The organism is Bacteroides sp. CAG:189 (genome assembly GCF_000432295.1).
Classification (GTDB): Bacteria; Bacteroidota; Bacteroidia; order Bacteroidales; family Bacteroidaceae; genus Bacteroides; species Bacteroides salyersiae.
The window spans coordinates 1-16939 of record NZ_HF991067.1 but is presented as its reverse complement, the minus strand read 5'-3'; the positions used below and the strand labels follow the sequence as shown (position 1 = coordinate 16939).

The 16939-nt window shown below is 34.5% G+C and carries 13 protein-coding genes and 1 pseudogene; all 14 read right to left on the bottom strand.

Annotated elements, in window-relative coordinates; all coding sequences use genetic code 11:
* Nucleotides 1-721 (bottom strand): annotated as a pseudogene (locus QVP90_RS09575) (glycosyltransferase family 4 protein); the annotation flags it as partial.
* Nucleotides 718-2280, bottom strand: a complete 1563-nt coding sequence (locus tag QVP90_RS09570; protein ID WP_021936286.1) for an alginate lyase family protein — start codon at nucleotides 2278-2280, stop codon at nucleotides 718-720. The pseudogene QVP90_RS09575 and the gene QVP90_RS09570, both read right to left, overlap by 4 nt.
* 70 nt (nucleotides 2281-2350) lie before the next feature.
* Nucleotides 2351-3502 carry a non-hydrolyzing UDP-N-acetylglucosamine 2-epimerase gene (gene wecB / locus QVP90_RS09565; RefSeq protein WP_021936285.1) on the bottom strand — a complete coding sequence of 384 codons (1152 nt, stop codon included), beginning with the start codon at nucleotides 3500-3502 and terminating at the stop codon, nucleotides 2351-2353.
* A gap of 12 nt (nucleotides 3503-3514) precedes the next feature.
* Nucleotides 3515-4720, bottom strand: a complete 1206-nt coding sequence (gene wecC / locus QVP90_RS09560) for a UDP-N-acetyl-D-mannosamine dehydrogenase (protein WP_005930804.1) — start codon at nucleotides 4718-4720, stop codon at nucleotides 3515-3517.
* A gap of 51 nt (nucleotides 4721-4771) precedes the next feature.
* On the bottom strand, nucleotides 4772-5800 hold the full coding sequence (locus tag QVP90_RS09555; protein WP_130059926.1) for a hypothetical protein: 1029 nt from the start codon (nucleotides 5798-5800) through the stop codon (nucleotides 4772-4774).
* Between the two features lie 76 nt (nucleotides 5801-5876).
* Nucleotides 5877-6884: a polysaccharide deacetylase family protein gene (locus QVP90_RS09550; RefSeq protein ID WP_005930798.1), complete on the bottom strand. Its 1008-nt coding sequence runs from the start codon at nucleotides 6882-6884 to the stop codon at nucleotides 5877-5879.
* A gap of 105 nt (nucleotides 6885-6989) precedes the next feature.
* A complete protein-coding gene (locus tag QVP90_RS09545) occupies nucleotides 6990-8066 on the bottom strand; it encodes a glycosyltransferase (RefSeq protein WP_288204202.1) in 1077 nt (358 codons plus the stop codon).
* A gap of 67 nt (nucleotides 8067-8133) precedes the next feature.
* On the bottom strand, nucleotides 8134-9342 hold the full coding sequence (locus tag QVP90_RS09540; protein WP_021936283.1) for a hypothetical protein: 1209 nt from the start codon (nucleotides 9340-9342) through the stop codon (nucleotides 8134-8136).
* Nucleotides 9343-9360: 18 nt separating this feature from the next.
* Nucleotides 9361-10413 carry a glycosyltransferase family 2 protein gene (locus QVP90_RS09535; protein ID WP_021936282.1) on the bottom strand — a complete coding sequence of 351 codons (1053 nt, stop codon included), beginning with the start codon at nucleotides 10411-10413 and terminating at the stop codon, nucleotides 9361-9363.
* A gap of 98 nt (nucleotides 10414-10511) precedes the next feature.
* Nucleotides 10512-11408: an AAC(3) family N-acetyltransferase gene (locus QVP90_RS09530; RefSeq protein ID WP_021936281.1), complete on the bottom strand. Its 897-nt coding sequence runs from the start codon at nucleotides 11406-11408 to the stop codon at nucleotides 10512-10514.
* Complete coding sequence (locus QVP90_RS09525) at nucleotides 11405-12292, bottom strand: HpcH/HpaI aldolase/citrate lyase family protein (protein ID WP_021936280.1); 888 nt, start codon at nucleotides 12290-12292, stop codon at nucleotides 11405-11407. The genes QVP90_RS09530 and QVP90_RS09525 overlap by 4 nt, the downstream gene beginning before the upstream one ends.
* Entirely contained in the window at nucleotides 12289-12744 is a 456-nt protein-coding gene (locus QVP90_RS09520) for a MaoC family dehydratase (RefSeq protein ID WP_021936279.1), read from the bottom strand. The genes QVP90_RS09525 and QVP90_RS09520 overlap by 4 nt, the downstream gene beginning before the upstream one ends.
* 14 nt (nucleotides 12745-12758) lie before the next feature.
* Nucleotides 12759-14303 (bottom strand): lipopolysaccharide biosynthesis protein, encoded by a 1545-nt coding sequence (locus QVP90_RS09515; protein ID WP_021936278.1) that lies wholly within the window; start codon nucleotides 14301-14303, stop codon nucleotides 12759-12761.
* A 230-nt stretch (nucleotides 14304-14533) separates the two neighbouring features.
* The coding region (locus QVP90_RS09510; RefSeq protein WP_288204201.1) for a GumC family protein at nucleotides 14534-16939 on the bottom strand (2406 nt) is incomplete at its 5' end.

Genomic DNA, 16939 nt, shown 5'->3' with positions numbered 1-16939 from the left:
CCGCCTGGGGAACTATCTTTTCCAAGCCCTGCCCACTTCCAATATTACCCGCATAAGTAACGATCATTGGCTTTTGCAGGGATTCATTTTCTTCTTTTCCAGCACCGGCAGACAAAAAAACATCATCAATCCCATTTGTATAATAAGAATAGGACGGTTGTTTATATTTACTAAAATAGTCCTTGAATCCTTCCGACACCAGATTTATGTGACTGGCCTTCGAAAAAGTATAACGCTCTATCATCCGGGCAAACAAGACCACAGGAATTTGAATCATTTTTTTATCCCCGAGCACATCTTTCATCGTATCAACAAAAATATCACGAATATCCAAATACAATGGAACACGTTGACCGGAAGCTATCCGACGTCCTAAAAAAGCTGTGAACAAACGGGAAGAAGAGGCATAAACCAAATCATATTTCCTTCCTTTCACTAATTTTATCGCCTTCCAGTAGAATATGGCAAAAGACTTTGCCTGATCTAACATCCCACTTTTATGCTCAGGTATGGTTATTCTATTAATTATATAATTATCCCCCCTTTCTTCCTGTTCGGCAGACGCATGAAACGTCTTGTAACGGTTCGGCTGTGTTGTTATTACATGGATAAAATCATCTTTTCCCAATTGATTCCTGATTTCCTGAAATAAAGGGGTATTTCTAAACGAGCCGGCGCAAAGATCCGGTTCAAAATAGAAAGATAGAAAAAGTAGCTTCATTTAAATAGAGTTTCCAGTTTATTTTTAAAATTGATACGAATACTTTTAGAGGGGATTTTTTTATTGAATTCCGGAGCATAATAAGAATCAAACATTTCTATGGAAATTGCGCCATTTATCAGAATTGAATAATCCGTTCCTTTAATCTCATTATCGAATATCTCTATCTGTTCTGAAGGGTGAAAATGTAAATATGCCATAGCCTGCCCCCCAATGACATCCTCTATTATCAAGGTTTCATCCTTTATGGAAAAAGAACGTAAATGTCTTATACCCTTTGATTTATATCCTGAGTGAACAGCCTGTATCTTGTTCTCTTTATCTTTCAGAAGCTTCACATAAGCACGTTTCCCCACCCGGTGGCCTGCCCAAACTTCACTGGAATTAACATTATCCACCACCACCGTATTATGGGCCATAGTAGACCGTTCATAAAAACGGGCTTCATTTACTTCATAGGTGGAAGTACCCGTATCTATTATAACCGGACGATTATTGATATGTAATTCAAAAGTGAATGTATCGGCATGCGCATGTCCGGGTTGATAATCCGGACCAACACGGGATACATCCACCACACACTCAAACTTGTTTGTAACAAGCTTTCTATATCCGGAATCAGAAAGCCCGGATTTCTCAAAATTCAATCCTAAACGTTTTGCATACGCAAACAGAGCAACAGGCGAGGGAGATATCCCGAAAGCGGCATCATTAAATAATGGAATATCACCATTTTCAAAACAAACAGAAGACAGCCACCCCAACATCTTAAGACTCTTTTCTTCAAAAAAGGACAACAGTTCTTTTTTAAACAAAGAATTGCTCTTCACCAGATTATAACAGTCCAATACACGCAGCAATATGATACAATGGTACATGGGACTTAACTCAAAATTACCACCGTCATGTAATGTCTGTTCATTCAGTTCAGAAAGTAAAATACGCCTTGCCAGCTTGTAAAATCTATAATCATCAAAATAATAGGCACCAAAAAATAAAGCGAAACCATTTTCCAATAGATGATTACCCAACAAATGATATTCTAATTTATGGGTAAGCAACTGTAATTGCTTAAACAAGATTACATCGTATTTATCGTTTCTAATCTTATGCTTACCCAAAAAACGGATCCAATTGGTACATCTCAAAGAAAGAGGATAAGGTTCCAGACCGACCACACAATCGGGCAACCGACTGATAAAATCATCAATGAGAACCAATCCTTCTTCTTTTGGAAGATTTTCTTGGTCCAAATACTCAAAATAGTTCAGGTTATATACCCATAGCCGTCCATAACCTAACCAATTCCAATCAATCCGGGATGAAAAAGAATGCGACCGGTTTAGAAAAGAGAAACACTTGCTTTGAACATCATAAGTAGGTGCAAAAGGAATCGAACCTTCAAAGACCATATCTGAAGATTTAATTTTCAATGTACCATTTAAGTCAATGCCAGAAGAAGTATACTTTCCGACGAGTTGTTTCCCTCTGTATAACAACTGAATAGGTTTTAAGTATCGAAGCGTATTATAAAGCGTGATTATTTTACTGACACCCATTTTTCCCTTCGGATTTCAACGTAGATAATAGTTCAGTTAAATTTCAAGTATCAGACGGTATATTTCAGAATTATATAAACCGGTTCACTATCCGACTGCAAGCCAGACCGTCCCCATAAGGATTAACAGCCTTGCTCATCCTGTTATAGTATTCCCCGTCATCCAGTAAGGCGGACACCTCATTGACAATCTTATCATAATCGGTTCCGACCAGTTTGACAGTACCTGCCTCCAATGCCTCCGGACGTTCGGTCGTATCGCGCATCACCAGCACCGGTTTACCAAGACCGGGAGCCTCTTCCTGAATGCCGCCGCTATCCGTAAGGACAATAGCCGATTTCTCCATCAAATACACGAATGACAGGTATTCCAAAGGTTCAATAAAGAATATATTACCAAAATTGGAGAGGTTTTCACCGAACACCTCATGAATGGCTTTTCTTACATTAGGATTCAGATGCATCGGGTATACAAAGTCTACCGCCGGATATTTTTCTGTCAAGGCCTTAATAGCCCGGCACATCGAGATAAAACCTTCACCGAAATTTTCACGACGATGACCGGTTATCAACATAAGTTTCTTGCCATTATTCAGGCGGTTTACGTCGTAGCCGGATTTCTTTAAGATGCCTTCCAGTTCAGTATCAAGTTCCTTATCCTCTTTGATCTTATCCACAACCATATACAAGGCATCTATCACCGTATTACCCGTAACCAATATATGATCTTCCTTCACGCCTTCATTTACCAAATTCTGCCGGCTCAGCGAAGTCGGAGAAAAATGATAAGTCGTTATACGTCCCGTCATCTGCCGATTCATCTCCTCAGGCCAAGGACTATAGATGTCATAAGTACGTAGACCGGCTTCCACATGTCCCACAGGAATCTGTTGATAAAAAGCCGCCAATGCAACGGCTGTGGAGGTAGTCGTATCTCCATGAACCAATACGACATCAGGAAGCACCTCTTTCAAAACGTCCCTCATTCCCAAAAGAACACGGGATGTCACGTCATACAGGTCTTGTCCCTGCTTCATGATATTAAGGTCATAATCCGGACGGATGGAAAAAATAGAAAGAACCTGGTCAAGCATTTCCCGGTGTTGTCCGGTCACACAAACGATGGTTTGAAACTTGTCCGGATGTTTTTGAAACTCCTTGACCAAAGGAGCCATTTTTATGGCTTCGGGACGAGTCCCGAAAGCCAACAATATTTTCTTCATAAAAGTCTGATCTTATTTTTTATAAATACCACAGAAGTCCAGAATTACCTTATCCGTATCGTAAGGTAAAGTTTTAAATACAGAGTGGGCAACCAAAAAAACCACGATATCGGCTTTTGCATAGGCCTCTTTATAGTCAGTCAGCTTAAATACCTTATGTTCATTTACATTCGGTTCCACTACCAGAATGTCAGCATTGTTACAGCTCTGCATCACTTTGGTGGTTATATACTTGGCGGGGGCTTCACGAAGGTCGTCAATATCCGGTTTAAATGCCAGGCCCATCATGGCTATCACCGGTTTGTGATGGTGTTCCAGTTCAAATTTAAGCATTGCATTTTCAACCTTTTCCGCACACCAGAAAGCTTTATAATTATTTATTTCACGGGCCTTAGCTATAATCTGGGATTCAATGGGAAAATCAGCCGTTATGAAATAAGGATCCACTGCAATACAATGTCCGCCGACACCACAACCGGGTTGAAGAATATTAACGCGGGGGTGCTTATTGGCCAGGCTGATCAATTCCCAGACATTAATACCCGCCTTATCGCAAATTATCGATAACTCATTGGCAAAGGCTATTTGTACATCGCGGGAAGAGTTCTCGGTCAATTTGCACATTTCAGCTGTCTTGCAGTTAGTACGATGAAGGGTACCCTTCACAAATTGGCTATAAAATTCAACGGCTTTATCTGTTGAAGCTTCATTCATACCGCCAATCACACGATCGTTATGCACCAGCTCATAGATTACATTGCCGGGCAACACGCGTTCCGGACAATAGGCGATATAAATCTTGTCTTTCAGTTCCGGACGAAGAGAGAAGATCAAATCCTTCATCTTGTCCGTAGTACCTACTGGGGAGGTAGATTCTATCACATACAAATCACCTTCTTTCAGCAAAGGAATAACTGCACGGGTGGCAGATTCCACATAAGAAATATCCGGCTCGTGATTTCCTTTGAAGGGAGTGGGAACCACCATGAAATAAGCGTCACTTTCCTCGGGAGTAGTGGAAGCTTTCAACTGACCACCGGACACCACTTCCTGAAGCAGTTCTTGCATACCGGGTTCTATGATATGCAATTTACCTTGATTAGTCATCTCAACCACCCTTGGATTTATATCCACACCGGTGATTTGTACTCCGTGCTTTGCGGCAATAATAGCCGTGGGCAGGCCAATATAGCCCAACCCCATAAAACATGCTTTCATCTTCTTTTTTATTTAAAATGCGATTAATTTATTATGCAGTACAATGTATCTTTATACGATTTTTTCTATTAAAATAGTAGTAGAATCAATAAGTTCTTCCTTTTGTATTTTCGCACAGTTTTTTATACATCTATTTATTTGTTCAACACCTAATGATGAAATAAACTCTTTTATATATATATCAGTCGAGCAGTTTGCAGCAAAGCCTATTCCCCATTCTTTAACTTTAGTAGCAAGAAAGGTATTTGCACTTACTACCATAGGTTTTCCAAAAAAGATAGATTCATAAAGTTTATTCGGTTCAGCTATAGTGACATTGAAATAAGTTGTATCGTAGCAAACAATATTAATATCAATATTAGAATAAATCGTCTCTAAATCTTCCGGATTTCGAAAAGCACCCTCAAACTTTACATTATTATAAGTTTCACATCTGATCATTGCCTCATTTATTCCAATGCCTGTGCCCCAAAAAGTAAACTCATATTGAGGAAAATACTTACCTACTACTTCCGCAAACCGCACAATTGTATTGGGATAACGAACTGCACCGATAAATCCGAATCGAATTTTTTCAACATTCTGTAATTCGTAAAAATTCCGGGAAACATTTCTAAAATAAACATTCAATTTATTAGGTAAAACTATAATTTGCTTAGGTGGAATAGAAAATGCATATAGATATTCTACAAAACCATCAGAAGTCAAAACTGCATAATATGAGTGTCGAATTAAATATTTATCAACAGATTTAAAAAAACGGACGATATATTTATTCGAGAATTTCGTATAATTTAAATCTGCCTCTTCATAAATATATTTTCTTCTTCCACCTGTAAATAAATAAACCCAAAATGCAATGTCAATACCAAAGGCGTATAAAATATCATGTGAAGACGATATAGAACAAACTTTTTTTATAAACAATATCTTTTTTATTGACTTAACAAACTTATTCCCTTTTCCATCTATTCGAATACTATGTATTTTATAATCTTTATTTCGTATATTTTCGTTATACAATCCATTATCAAAGCCATATACTGCTATTTCGAAACCGGCATTCTTTATTGCTTCCAAACGTTTTAGACATCTTGGTTGAGATATCTGACCAAGAATAAACTTAATTTTTAGAGTAGTCATCTGTGTACGAAAATTATTTCATAGAAGAGAAAGTTAGAAAAGTATCCTCATCACGTACTTTTAAAATAAACTCTTCCACATTACGAATAGAAACATTTGAAAAATTTTTAGGATGGCCAATTATAACAAAACCATTACACGATACTTGTTTTTTATGTATAGAATAAATATCCAACAACATTGTAGACATAAAACCATCTATTGATGCAGAAACGATTTTGTTTTGGAATAATATTTTAATACGCTTTACTAACCGTTTCAGTCTACTACCAGAAATCCCAATGCCGTAGCCATCACCATATTGTATCGTCGGGTGATAAATCGAAGAAAGCCTCCGTTTCAGTAACCAATATACAAATCCTTGATAAGCGACAGTAGAAATTGAGCATTCACAAAACTCCCCCTTATTATCTTCTATAAAAAGACTATTATTAAAATTATATATACTAGCTTTTGGAATATTCCTGTAATCATATTTTTGATATTTGGAATCGACATACGCCCCGCGTAAAACAGAAGAATCAATTTTTATTCCATTCAACTTAAACAAATCAATATATCCAGAATAAGTAGGGAGAGAATATCCTCCTGCTCTAAAAGCAATAATTTTCTTCCCTATAATTTCTTCCAGCAATAATCTAGCTGAATAAAAAGATGTTCTTAAAACATTTTCGGGTAAATCACTCAATTTATAATGTTCAAAATCCATTATCCATTGTTTCGAATCATAATCTGAATATATCCATTGCGGATGAAAATGCAATTGAATATCATGTCCGGCTTGCTCTAAACACTTCAAATGATCTGAAATCAATTCAAAATCAGATTTCAATTTATCATGCTTATCTTTTAATTCACTTAAGCGCAATAAATAAGCTGCATCAACAAAAATAGTTGCTTTAATCCCGTAACGGTCAAGCATAGAAATAAAGCTATTCATAGGAGACAATAAACAGCTTTCTACACTGCCAGTCTTTTTCCCCATGAAAAGTTCATAATCTAAAGTAATAAACAAATCCATAAGTTACTAATGTAAGAATAAAGAACATTGATTATAATATGGTAGTAGCTACAAACCGTTCCGAATGAAAAACTTACAGAATATGTACTCACCAAGAGTATTTAATTAATACTTTTCTATCAGATCCTCTATAATTTTATTTTGAAAATTAGTTATATTATTCTTTTCTAAATAACTATTATTTCTATAATACCAAGATTCAAACCTTCGAATTCCATCAGCAATAGACTCTCCTGACACATCAGAGATCAATACCCCTAAATGATATTTATTAACCAGTTTCCCTAATAATCCTCCTCCCGTCGCTATTACAGGTTTCTTAAATTGAGCAGCATATCCAATTGCGCCACTGCTAGTATTTATTCTTTTATAGGGCGTAAGAATTACATCACATGACATACACAAAGACCCAATTGTATCATATTCCAAAAAACCTTCTATCACAATAATCTGTGTATCTTTCCGATATTGTTCTACCAATCGATAAAATTCACTTTTAATATTTGATGCAATTACTCCAGCAAATACAAAAGCATACTTTTCCTGTTTCTCTTTTTCGATGAACGGAATAGATTGAAGAATTTCTAATGTTCCTTTCGCATCTGACATTGAACCAAAATGAAGCAACAAATATTTCGAACAAGAAATACCTAAGTCAGATTTCATTTTCTTCAAAGAACTTTCAGAAAGAGGTTTAAAAGGATCAACTAAATGGCGAAAACGTTCTGTTTTATAAATTCTATTAAGATATATAGCACTAACTTCATCATTCAATATATATATAGATTTGAACAAAGAACATTTAGATAATAATTGGTATTTTATAACATCTTGTATCCGGTTTAATAATGATGACTTTTTCCATTTATATAAATAAATCTTATATATGATACCAGAAACGCTGGCCTTACTTAAAAAAAAAGGAAGAAAAGGCAAAGTTCCCAAAATACTGGTAATAAGAAAAATCTGATTTGTATCATGTTTTATTACCTCACACCTAAGTATCTTTGAAAAATGCCATGATCTCAACAATAACCTTTTCGAATTAGAAAGTTTTTCATTATTAAAAAATGAAAATGCTACGTTAGGAGATGACGGCCAATCTAATACATTCGAAATTTCCTGAAAATTGTTTGGAAGAGAAAAAACAAAATTCACATTCTTTCTTTTTATAGCCGCCATATACAAATGATGAATGTATTCAAGATGGTGGCCAGACAATTGGTAATCAAAAATTAATATTGGATTATTAAAGTTCATTATCCATTAATACATTTTGTTGAATAGAATAATATTTTAAGCGTCCTAAACAATAACCTGTAAAAGGTACTGAATAAGCATAATTAATAAATGATCCCTCTAAAAACAGAAGGACAACCATTATTATAAAAGTAGAACAGAAAAGCATATTCTCGTCATGCTGATAACGCAGATAAAGCTTTAAATTTTCTACACTGCATCTCAAGATATAAAGAAAAATGATAAGAAATGGCAATGTTCCAAAAACAGAAGTTAACTCCAATAGAGGAAAATCGTTAAAACGTCCAACGCTACCAATATAATCAACTTTAGATGAAGATGATTTAGATACAAAGCCTTTGGGAATTTGAAACTGCTCAAAATTTTCAAGATAAAATTTGAAATTATTAAGACGGGTCTCCTCACTATTTGTTTTGAAACCTTGGTCGCTAAATAATGTTTCTGTACGAACAAAAACTCTATTGTACAAAACTGGTGAATTTGTACTCAAATAATCTTTAAAATAAGGTATTAATAACATCACAAATATGACAGGTAATATAATCCAAAATATACTACTAACTTTTTTCTTACTAACAATAATCGAAAAAAGAAAATATAAACACAACGAAAGAACAACTATTAACATCTGTCTCCTAATACCTGCAGTAAAAGAGGTGAAAATTATAACCCCCATACCAATAGAAAATAAAATATAATATTTTTTCGATAACGATAATATAATAAAAAGTGGTATTGCTAATATTGCACCATAAGTAACAATTACCTCATCTGTTAACATAATACTTAATTGTAAATTCAAATAAGAAGTTGCAGCCCAACCAAGTAAACTCCCAAAAGATATATACATAACATTAATAATTGACAAGGGATTTCCTTTTCTAAAAATCATATAACATAAGCCGATATATAAATATGCTCTCGAAGCACCTAAAATTTCGTGAAAAGAAAAGTCACCCCACAGTAATGCAATAGCTATAAGAGATATCAAAAAGGTTATATATATATAGATAGATTGTAATCCAAGACTTGTTCTTACATTAAACTGTTTTCTTAATATAATTACAAATGGAATAAGAAAAAGTTCTGGAAATGCTAAAGGAAACCTCATCTTCTCGATTAGTAGCCACGAACTAAATGGTGATAAAGCAAGAAATCCCATTAAAATGAAGAGAAGAGAATATAGTTTTTTTTTCATTGGTATTGGTCTCAATTCTTATTTTGCAGATAATAAATTACGCAATTTATTATATAACTTAGGCAAAAATTTTCTTACTGAGTATAATATGTTATATCCAAAATCTATAATATATGGATTATGAGTATATAACAATAATGCCCTAAACCTGTCATGAAATGTAACATCAAATTTACTTTTAATTATTATTGGATTCATAACACGTATATATCTTCTCCATAAATCTATGCGCACCTTCGGTTTTGTCCCATCAAGATATAAATTCAAAGAGGGCATCAGTAATAGTTCTTTTTTCTTATCCAAATAATAGAAATATTTTTCTTTCACTGTACTTTGACAATTAGAGAATAAGTCTTTCCTTTTATTAAGTAATTTATTACAAAGTTCTATATAATCAAATGGCCTTTTCCTTGATAAAGAATTCAGATCATCACGTCGATAATTATATAATCCTCTATTTATTGTAGAAAGCGAATTTACTAATGGGAAGTATCTAAGATTAAAATCAAAATCTTCCAAATGAGCCATGTTCATATCGAACCGTAATTTAAAAGACTCAATTATGCTTCTTTTATAACATTTATTACAAGGACTTTCTAGCAATCCATTCATATCTAAAAACATCAAGCATTCTAGAATATCATTTTTTTCATCAAAACATCCTTTCTTTCTTATATCTTTCAATGATGAATAGTTTGCATATCTATGCACAATACTCCACACAATAAGATCAGCGTTGAATGATACTACTTCCGCATATATTTTTTCGAGATAATCTTTCTCTACCCAATCATCAGAATCTATAAATGTAATCCATTTACCTTGTGCATTATCAAGTCCTATATTTCTTGCAAAACTTACTCCGCCATTCTTTTCATGAAACACATGAATTCGATTGTCTTTTAAAGCATACGCATCACAAATCTCTGCGCTACGGTCAGGACTACCATCATCTATTAACAACAATTCAAAATTTGTAAATGTTTGTTTAATAATGCTATCTATACACTCAGGTAGGTATTGCTCGACCTTATAAACAGGAATAATAATAGAAAACAAAGGTATATTCATACTATAAGAAACATAAATTCACTTCACTTACCAAACAAATAATTACACAAGTAACAGCTATAGAAGCTCAAATACCATAGAAATTAGATTATTTATTTTCATCTACACTTTTTCGAAAAAAGAAAGAACCTAAGAAGATATCGTATATTATATAGGACACTATCAGAACTCTTGAAAATAAATGAAAAATATTTCTTCTCTGAAAAGGAATAAGACATTCTACACGTAAAACAAGTAGGGTCATTACACAAAATAGCTTCAGGATTCGTTGAAAGAATTCGCCTTTCTAAATTCAAGGCTATATTCATATTAATTAACAAAGCCGTTGAAGTACCAATATTACCCTTTCCAACAATAATATCATTCATTATTTTTTCTGTAAACATACTTAAGCCCTTAGGGCAAAATACCGATACAAAATCTTCATATCGTACGAGTTTACTTTCTTTATTTCTATAATATATTAATGAGTTTATTCTCCTCTGATTATAATTCCATTTTATAAGAGCTTCCGTAAGCGAAATATGTGTAGTACCTATTCCATAGGTACCCTCACCTATAATCAAAGACTTAGCCTTATAATTTTCAGATATTTCTTTTAAAATATCATATGGAGCAGATGTTTCTGAAGAAAAAGATGCAAGTTCTTGAGAATATCTCCCCCAGATACAATATCTGAACATTGGATGTGTTGTCACAACTGTATTTGGGTATGAAAGCATCATTGAAGATAAAACACCATTCCAAGTAGGAGAGTTTATATCACAAATTTCCTTTTTTTGAAACCATCGCCTTGGTAAACATGACCCTTTTAAAAAAGCAGAAAAAATAACTGTCCCTTCATTGCCCACAGTCTCACAAATAGCATCAATTACCGTTAAAGGTCCACCATCAACTTTTCCGATAGACTTATAAGAAGCCTTAATATAAAGAACGTCCCCTTTCTGTACACCAAGTCTTAATAAATCTTGTTTTAATTGTTCTTTAGTTATCATAGTAGGTTCGTACGTTTAGATTTCTCTATTATCTTATTTGCTTTTTTAACCATGGGTGGTCCTATGAATTTTCCATTTTTTATTGAAACCCCTACTCCACTAAGCTCTGCTTCATCATACAACGAAAGGATTTCTTCAGCCCATAAAATTTCTTCTTCAGACGGAGAATAATATTTATGAACCAGAGGAAGTTCTTTCGGATTTAGAACCAACATGCCCTCAAATCCAAGTTTTTTTGCTAAAATAATATTCTTTTCAAGATCTTCAAGATCATGAACTTTTATATGGACTGTATCTATTGGAACTATCCCACAAGAACGGGCTCCCATAGCAATAATACTACGTGCAGAAAAAATACTTATACCGTCTGAATCATGAACACCTTCCAAATTTGTCACAAAATCTTCACATCCAAATGCAACTGCAATAACCCTATTCGGACATACCTCACAGATTTCTCGAATATTAATTACTGCTGCCGGCGTTTCAATAAGTGGAATAATTTTAAAGGTTCCGACTTCAAAACCTTTTTCATATTCAATAGTTTCAAGTAACTTACCAAAAAAGTAAATATCTTCTCCTTTCTGGGCTTTTGGATACATAAATCCTGTTATTCCTGGAACTGTTAATTGATAAACATCTTTAAGCAACTCTCCACTTTCCCTATCATTAACTCGAGGAAATAAAACCCTACCTTTAAACTTCCCCGATTCAATATAACAAATTATATTATCTCTCGCACTTTGCTTGTTTGAAACTGGCTGTACAGAATCTTCAATATCAAGTAACAATACATCCGCCATACTCCGAGATGCACTATCCATCAAACGTTCATTATGAGCGGGAACAAACATAAGACTCCTCATTAAAAAATCCACTTTCATCTTTTTTTTACTAAAACTTTTCTACGAAATGAAATTACATCTTCCCCCCGTTGATTGAAACCAATAGTTTCCACGTATATTATTCCACGATCATTTTTTGTTGACGAAGGAGTTACTCTTAATATTTTAGTACGAGCATATAATGTATCATTCACAAAGACAGGACTAAGATGCTTAATATCTTCATAAGACAAATTAGCTATCGCTTTACCACTTATATCCGGAACAGAAAATCCTACAACCAAAGAAAAAACCAAAGTTCCTACAACGAGAATTTTACCATGTTGATTCATACTTGCGTAATCAATATTGGTATGAACTGGATGATGATTCATTGTTAAAAGCGAAAAGAAATTATTATCACTCTCAAAAATTGTTTTTGAAAGGGCATGAGTTATTTCAGCACCCTCAACAAAATCATCGAAGAAAAAACCTAACTGATGTGATTCCATTTTATTTTCTTAATTTATTGAATATAGTTCCTACATAACCACTCACAACCGCTCCTTCCCTTTGAGATAATCCCCAAAAATACNNNTCTTTCCTTTTGAGATAATCCCCAAAAATACGAAAAAGACAAAGTCAATATTACAAATATGGCTGATGAGACCAAAAACGAAAAAAGAGTATTGGAACAAGAAGCGATATACAACGGTAAAGGTAAAGATAGTAATACCACAATAAACAACCTTCCTAAAACTTGAACAAGATATGGCTTGATTGGTAAATCAGCCAATTTATTCGCATACAGTAATCTTGCAAATAGAATAAAGCAATTGATAAATATACGAACAAGATAAACAATCTGCGGACCATATCCCCAATATAAAAAAAGTAAAGAGACCAAAAGTTCTAAAGAATAGATAGAACTAATCACTACTTGATATTTACCTATATTTCCAGTAGCATGAACAAGTATCCATAGTGGAGTCGTAAGTGATTCTATTAAAGTATAAATAATCATTATTTTACAAAATTCAGCAGCATACTGAGGTACTTGTACTAACCAAATTGACAAAATAAAGTCCGCATTAAGAATCACTGGAATAGAAAATATATAAAGAAGTAAAAACGAAAATTTGGCGGATGTATTGACCAAATTATTCAAATACAACTGATTCTTAGCGGCATATGATTGAGTTATCTGAGGATTAAAAGCTGTCTGGAAATTATTTACCAAATTTCGAACCGCATTTAAAACCTGATTGGCAACTCCTGTAGCAGCATTGATAATAACTCCAAAATAAATATTCAAAGCAAAATCAATTCCTTGATTTACTCCCATACGTGAAAGCTGCCCAAATAAGCTCCACCCAGAAAAAGAAGTCATTTTTATAAATAAATCTTTATCCCAAACAAACCGATAAGTACATTCTTCGAATTTTCGTTTGCAATAAACCTGATATACTACCCGAATAATAAGAGAAACAATAAAAACAAAAATAGCATACAGTTGTAGTTTGTCAAATTCAAAACATTGAAGTAAAAAAACAATAGCAAGTCTTAATATAACCTCCAGAATGCTTACATAAGCGTAGATATTCATTCGTTCATGTGAAATAATGGCAGCATTATAGGGAACTGCCATTACGTTCACCATAAAGGTAAAAACAGAAAACTGATAAACCCAATTAGCAGTTTCCATTCGTTCTAAAGGAATAGCAAGGCGTGCATTCAAAAACCACAAACCGATAGTTTCAGCCAACAAAAAAATAAATATGGCAATAATAGCATGAATGCTCACTGATAAGCTAAATACCTTCTTAAGCTGATCAATATTTTTTCGCCCTAACTCAAATGAAAAAAAACGCTGTGTAGCTGTACTCATAGCATAGTTCAAAAATCCGAACATCACTACAACACTTCCCACTACACTATAAATGCCAAAATCTTCCACACCTAACACCTCAAGTACCACACGAGATGTATAAAGTGATACCCCCATTGTTAGTATCATCCGAAAATAAAGCATCAGAGTATTTTGGGCTATACGTTTATTATTAATATTCATCCCACCATCTAATCTAAAGAGTTAAATATTATTATTCGAACTCTATATTTTTCATCATTTCTTATATTCAATCATAATATCGCCAACATATAAAGACTACCATGTTCTACAAGAAATAATCATTATACACTATAAAAACAAAAATAAAATATCTCTTATTTTTTTACATTGAAGTTCAAATATCACATCTGTAAAATAGTTTCACTATATATAATAAGTTAACAAATAAATTATTTAAAAAAAGCAATCAACTTATTTATAATCCGTTTAGCAACTCCTTGCTTATTATTTCCATGATGTTCATTCCCATAACCATAACCGTAGCCATAACCGTAACCATAACCATAACCGTAACCATAACTCCTGCGTTCATAAGAAACGCCATTCAGCACTACACACATGTTACAGAGCTGTTCTTCACGATACATTTTCTCTAATTCCGGCAACTGACGACGATCCATTACCCCCGAACGAACTACAAAAATAGTAAGATCTGCTACACGATTCACAATAGAAGCATCAGCAACCATACCGGCAGGAACGTTATCTACAATAATATAATCATAACGTTTACGAAGTTCAGTAATTAAACGGTCAAAACGTTCACTCAATAAGAGTTCTGCGGGATTAGGAGGTACAGGACCCGAAAAAATTATATCCAGTTTACCATATTCTTCACTTGCACCGATAATATCATCCAGACCATCAGTCCGTCCAGATAAATAATGAGTCAATCCCATACGCCCCGAAGGATTTGAAAAAATACCGCTCAATGTACCCTTGCGAATATCAACATCAACCAAAACAACTTTCTTGTTCGTTTGTGCAATACTCATAGCCAGATTACTTGAAACAAAAGTTTTACCAGCGCCCGGATTAGCAGAAGTAAACATAACTACTTGTAGGTTGTCTGATTTCACACGCATAAACTCCATATTGGTACGGATAATACGAAAAGCTTCAGACACAGAATCACGTCCACTCTCATGTACGACAATAGCATCGGTATCTTCTCCCTTCCTGGTACCGTGACGAGGAATATCACCTAAGAAAGGAATGGTTAATATGTTGTCTAATTCTTTACGAGTTCGAACTTTCGTATCCGTTACATTCAGCAACCATAAAACAATCATAGGAATAGTACCTCCCAAGACAATAGCCGCCAAAAGAATCATCATCGATTTGGGAGCAACAGGAACACTACTACCCGATGCAGGATCAATAATACGTGCATTACTCTCAGTAATAGCCTGTGTTAATGCATTCTCCTCACGTTTATTCAGCAAATAAAGATAAAGTTCCTCTTTGATCTTTTGTTGACGTTCCACGGTGAGAACATATTTCTGTTGTGTAGGAACAGCCTCAATACGTTTAGTTGTCTGCTCTTCCTGTTCACGAATATTCTTCAACTGAATATTTAATCCTACAATTAAGTTATCCACAGAACGGATGATCGTCTGTTTCATAGCCCCTAAAGAATTGTTTAAATCAATCACAATAGGATTCTTATTGCTACTACCGGCTACCAGTTTATCACGCTTCAGCAACATGTCATTGTACTCTTTTATCTGAGATTCAACACTATTATCTGAAATACCGGTATTGGCAGGAATTAAATCAGAACCTTTTTGAGGATCAACCAGATATTCCTTAATATATTTTACTATGCTCAATTGATTTTCCAAACTGAGGCCCTCCTGCTTGTAACGGCTCGTATTCTGAAGATACATACCTGTTTCAGAAGTAATATCCGTCAATTGGTTCTCTCGTTTGAAGCTTTCAATATTAGCATCCACACTTCCCAGTTCACGTTCAATAATGATCAAACGGTCATTAATGAATTTGGAGGTATTAACAGCAATCTGATTCTTGTCATTGATCACATCCTCATTATAAACGGCAATAAGCATATTCAAAATATCCTCCGCACGGGCAGTGGATACGTCATCCAGAACCAAATTTATAATCGTAGCTGTTTTACTGGCAAGAGATATATTAATCCTTCTTAAATACCCCTCAACCACCTTTTCCATATTCGACTTAGTAATATAGACTGGCTTACCATAGTAAGTATCCGTGTAATATAAAGTGGGAGTCACCACCATCGTACCGACAGGGGTCGAAATCGTATCATTCAAACGGGCATCAACCACTTCCGCAGACCGGATTTCCTCACCGGCTATACTCAGACTAAAATCTGAAAGCCTTACCGTGGCAGAATCCACAGGAGTCACTGTCATTTCTATGACTTGCCGTTCTTCCGATTCGGGAAACAAAACAGTTATTGGAGAATGAGTATAAAGCTCGTCTTCGCGCAAGCCGTTCTTCACTTTATAACTCATATCCAGATGTAAACGACGGGCCACTTTCTCCATCAGATGACGGGATTGAAAAACAAGTACCTCATTATCCACATTGCGCTTACCGCCTAAAAAGGAGATGTCGGCAAAGGCGGTGGATTCACTGATGGAGCCTCCCTTTGAATCATCACGGATCAATACGGAAGCTTTCCGGCTATATACCTTTGAGGATGATTTCAGATAAAAGAAAGCAATACCTGCACAAATTAAAATTGACAGAACGAACCAATACCAATTGGCTATGACAAGATGGAAAATATCAACAATACTTATTTC

Excerpts from the sequence above, each read along its gene's own strand:
- QVP90_RS09525 (WP_021936280.1), bottom strand. The coding sequence starts at position 12,292 with ATGAAAGTGGATTTTTTAATGAGGAGTCTTATGTTTGTTCCCGCTCAT.
- QVP90_RS09535 (WP_021936282.1), bottom strand. The coding sequence starts at position 10,413 with ATGAATATACCTTTGTTTTCTATTATTATTCCTGTTTATAAGGTCGAG.
- QVP90_RS09570 (WP_021936286.1), bottom strand. The coding sequence starts at position 2,280 with ATGGGTGTCAGTAAAATAATCACGCTTTATAATACGCTTCGATACTTA.
- QVP90_RS09550 (WP_005930798.1), bottom strand. The coding sequence starts at position 6,884 with ATGGATTTGTTTATTACTTTAGATTATGAACTTTTCATGGGGAAAAAG.
- wecB (WP_021936285.1), bottom strand. The coding sequence starts at position 3,502 with ATGAAGAAAATATTGTTGGCTTTCGGGACTCGTCCCGAAGCCATAAAA.
- QVP90_RS09545 (WP_288204202.1), bottom strand. The coding sequence starts at position 8,066 with ATGGCGGCTATAAAAAGAAAGAATGTGAATTTTGTTTTTTCTCTTCCA.
- QVP90_RS09540 (WP_021936283.1), bottom strand. The coding sequence starts at position 9,342 with ATGAAAAAAAAACTATATTCTCTTCTCTTCATTTTAATGGGATTTCTT.
- QVP90_RS09530 (WP_021936281.1), bottom strand. The coding sequence starts at position 11,408 with ATGATAACTAAAGAACAATTAAAACAAGATTTATTAAGACTTGGTGTA.
- wecC (WP_005930804.1), bottom strand. The coding sequence starts at position 4,720 with ATGAAAGCATGTTTTATGGGGTTGGGCTATATTGGCCTGCCCACGGCT.
- QVP90_RS09520 (WP_021936279.1), bottom strand. The coding sequence starts at position 12,744 with ATGGAATCACATCAGTTAGGTTTTTTCTTCGATGATTTTGTTGAGGGT.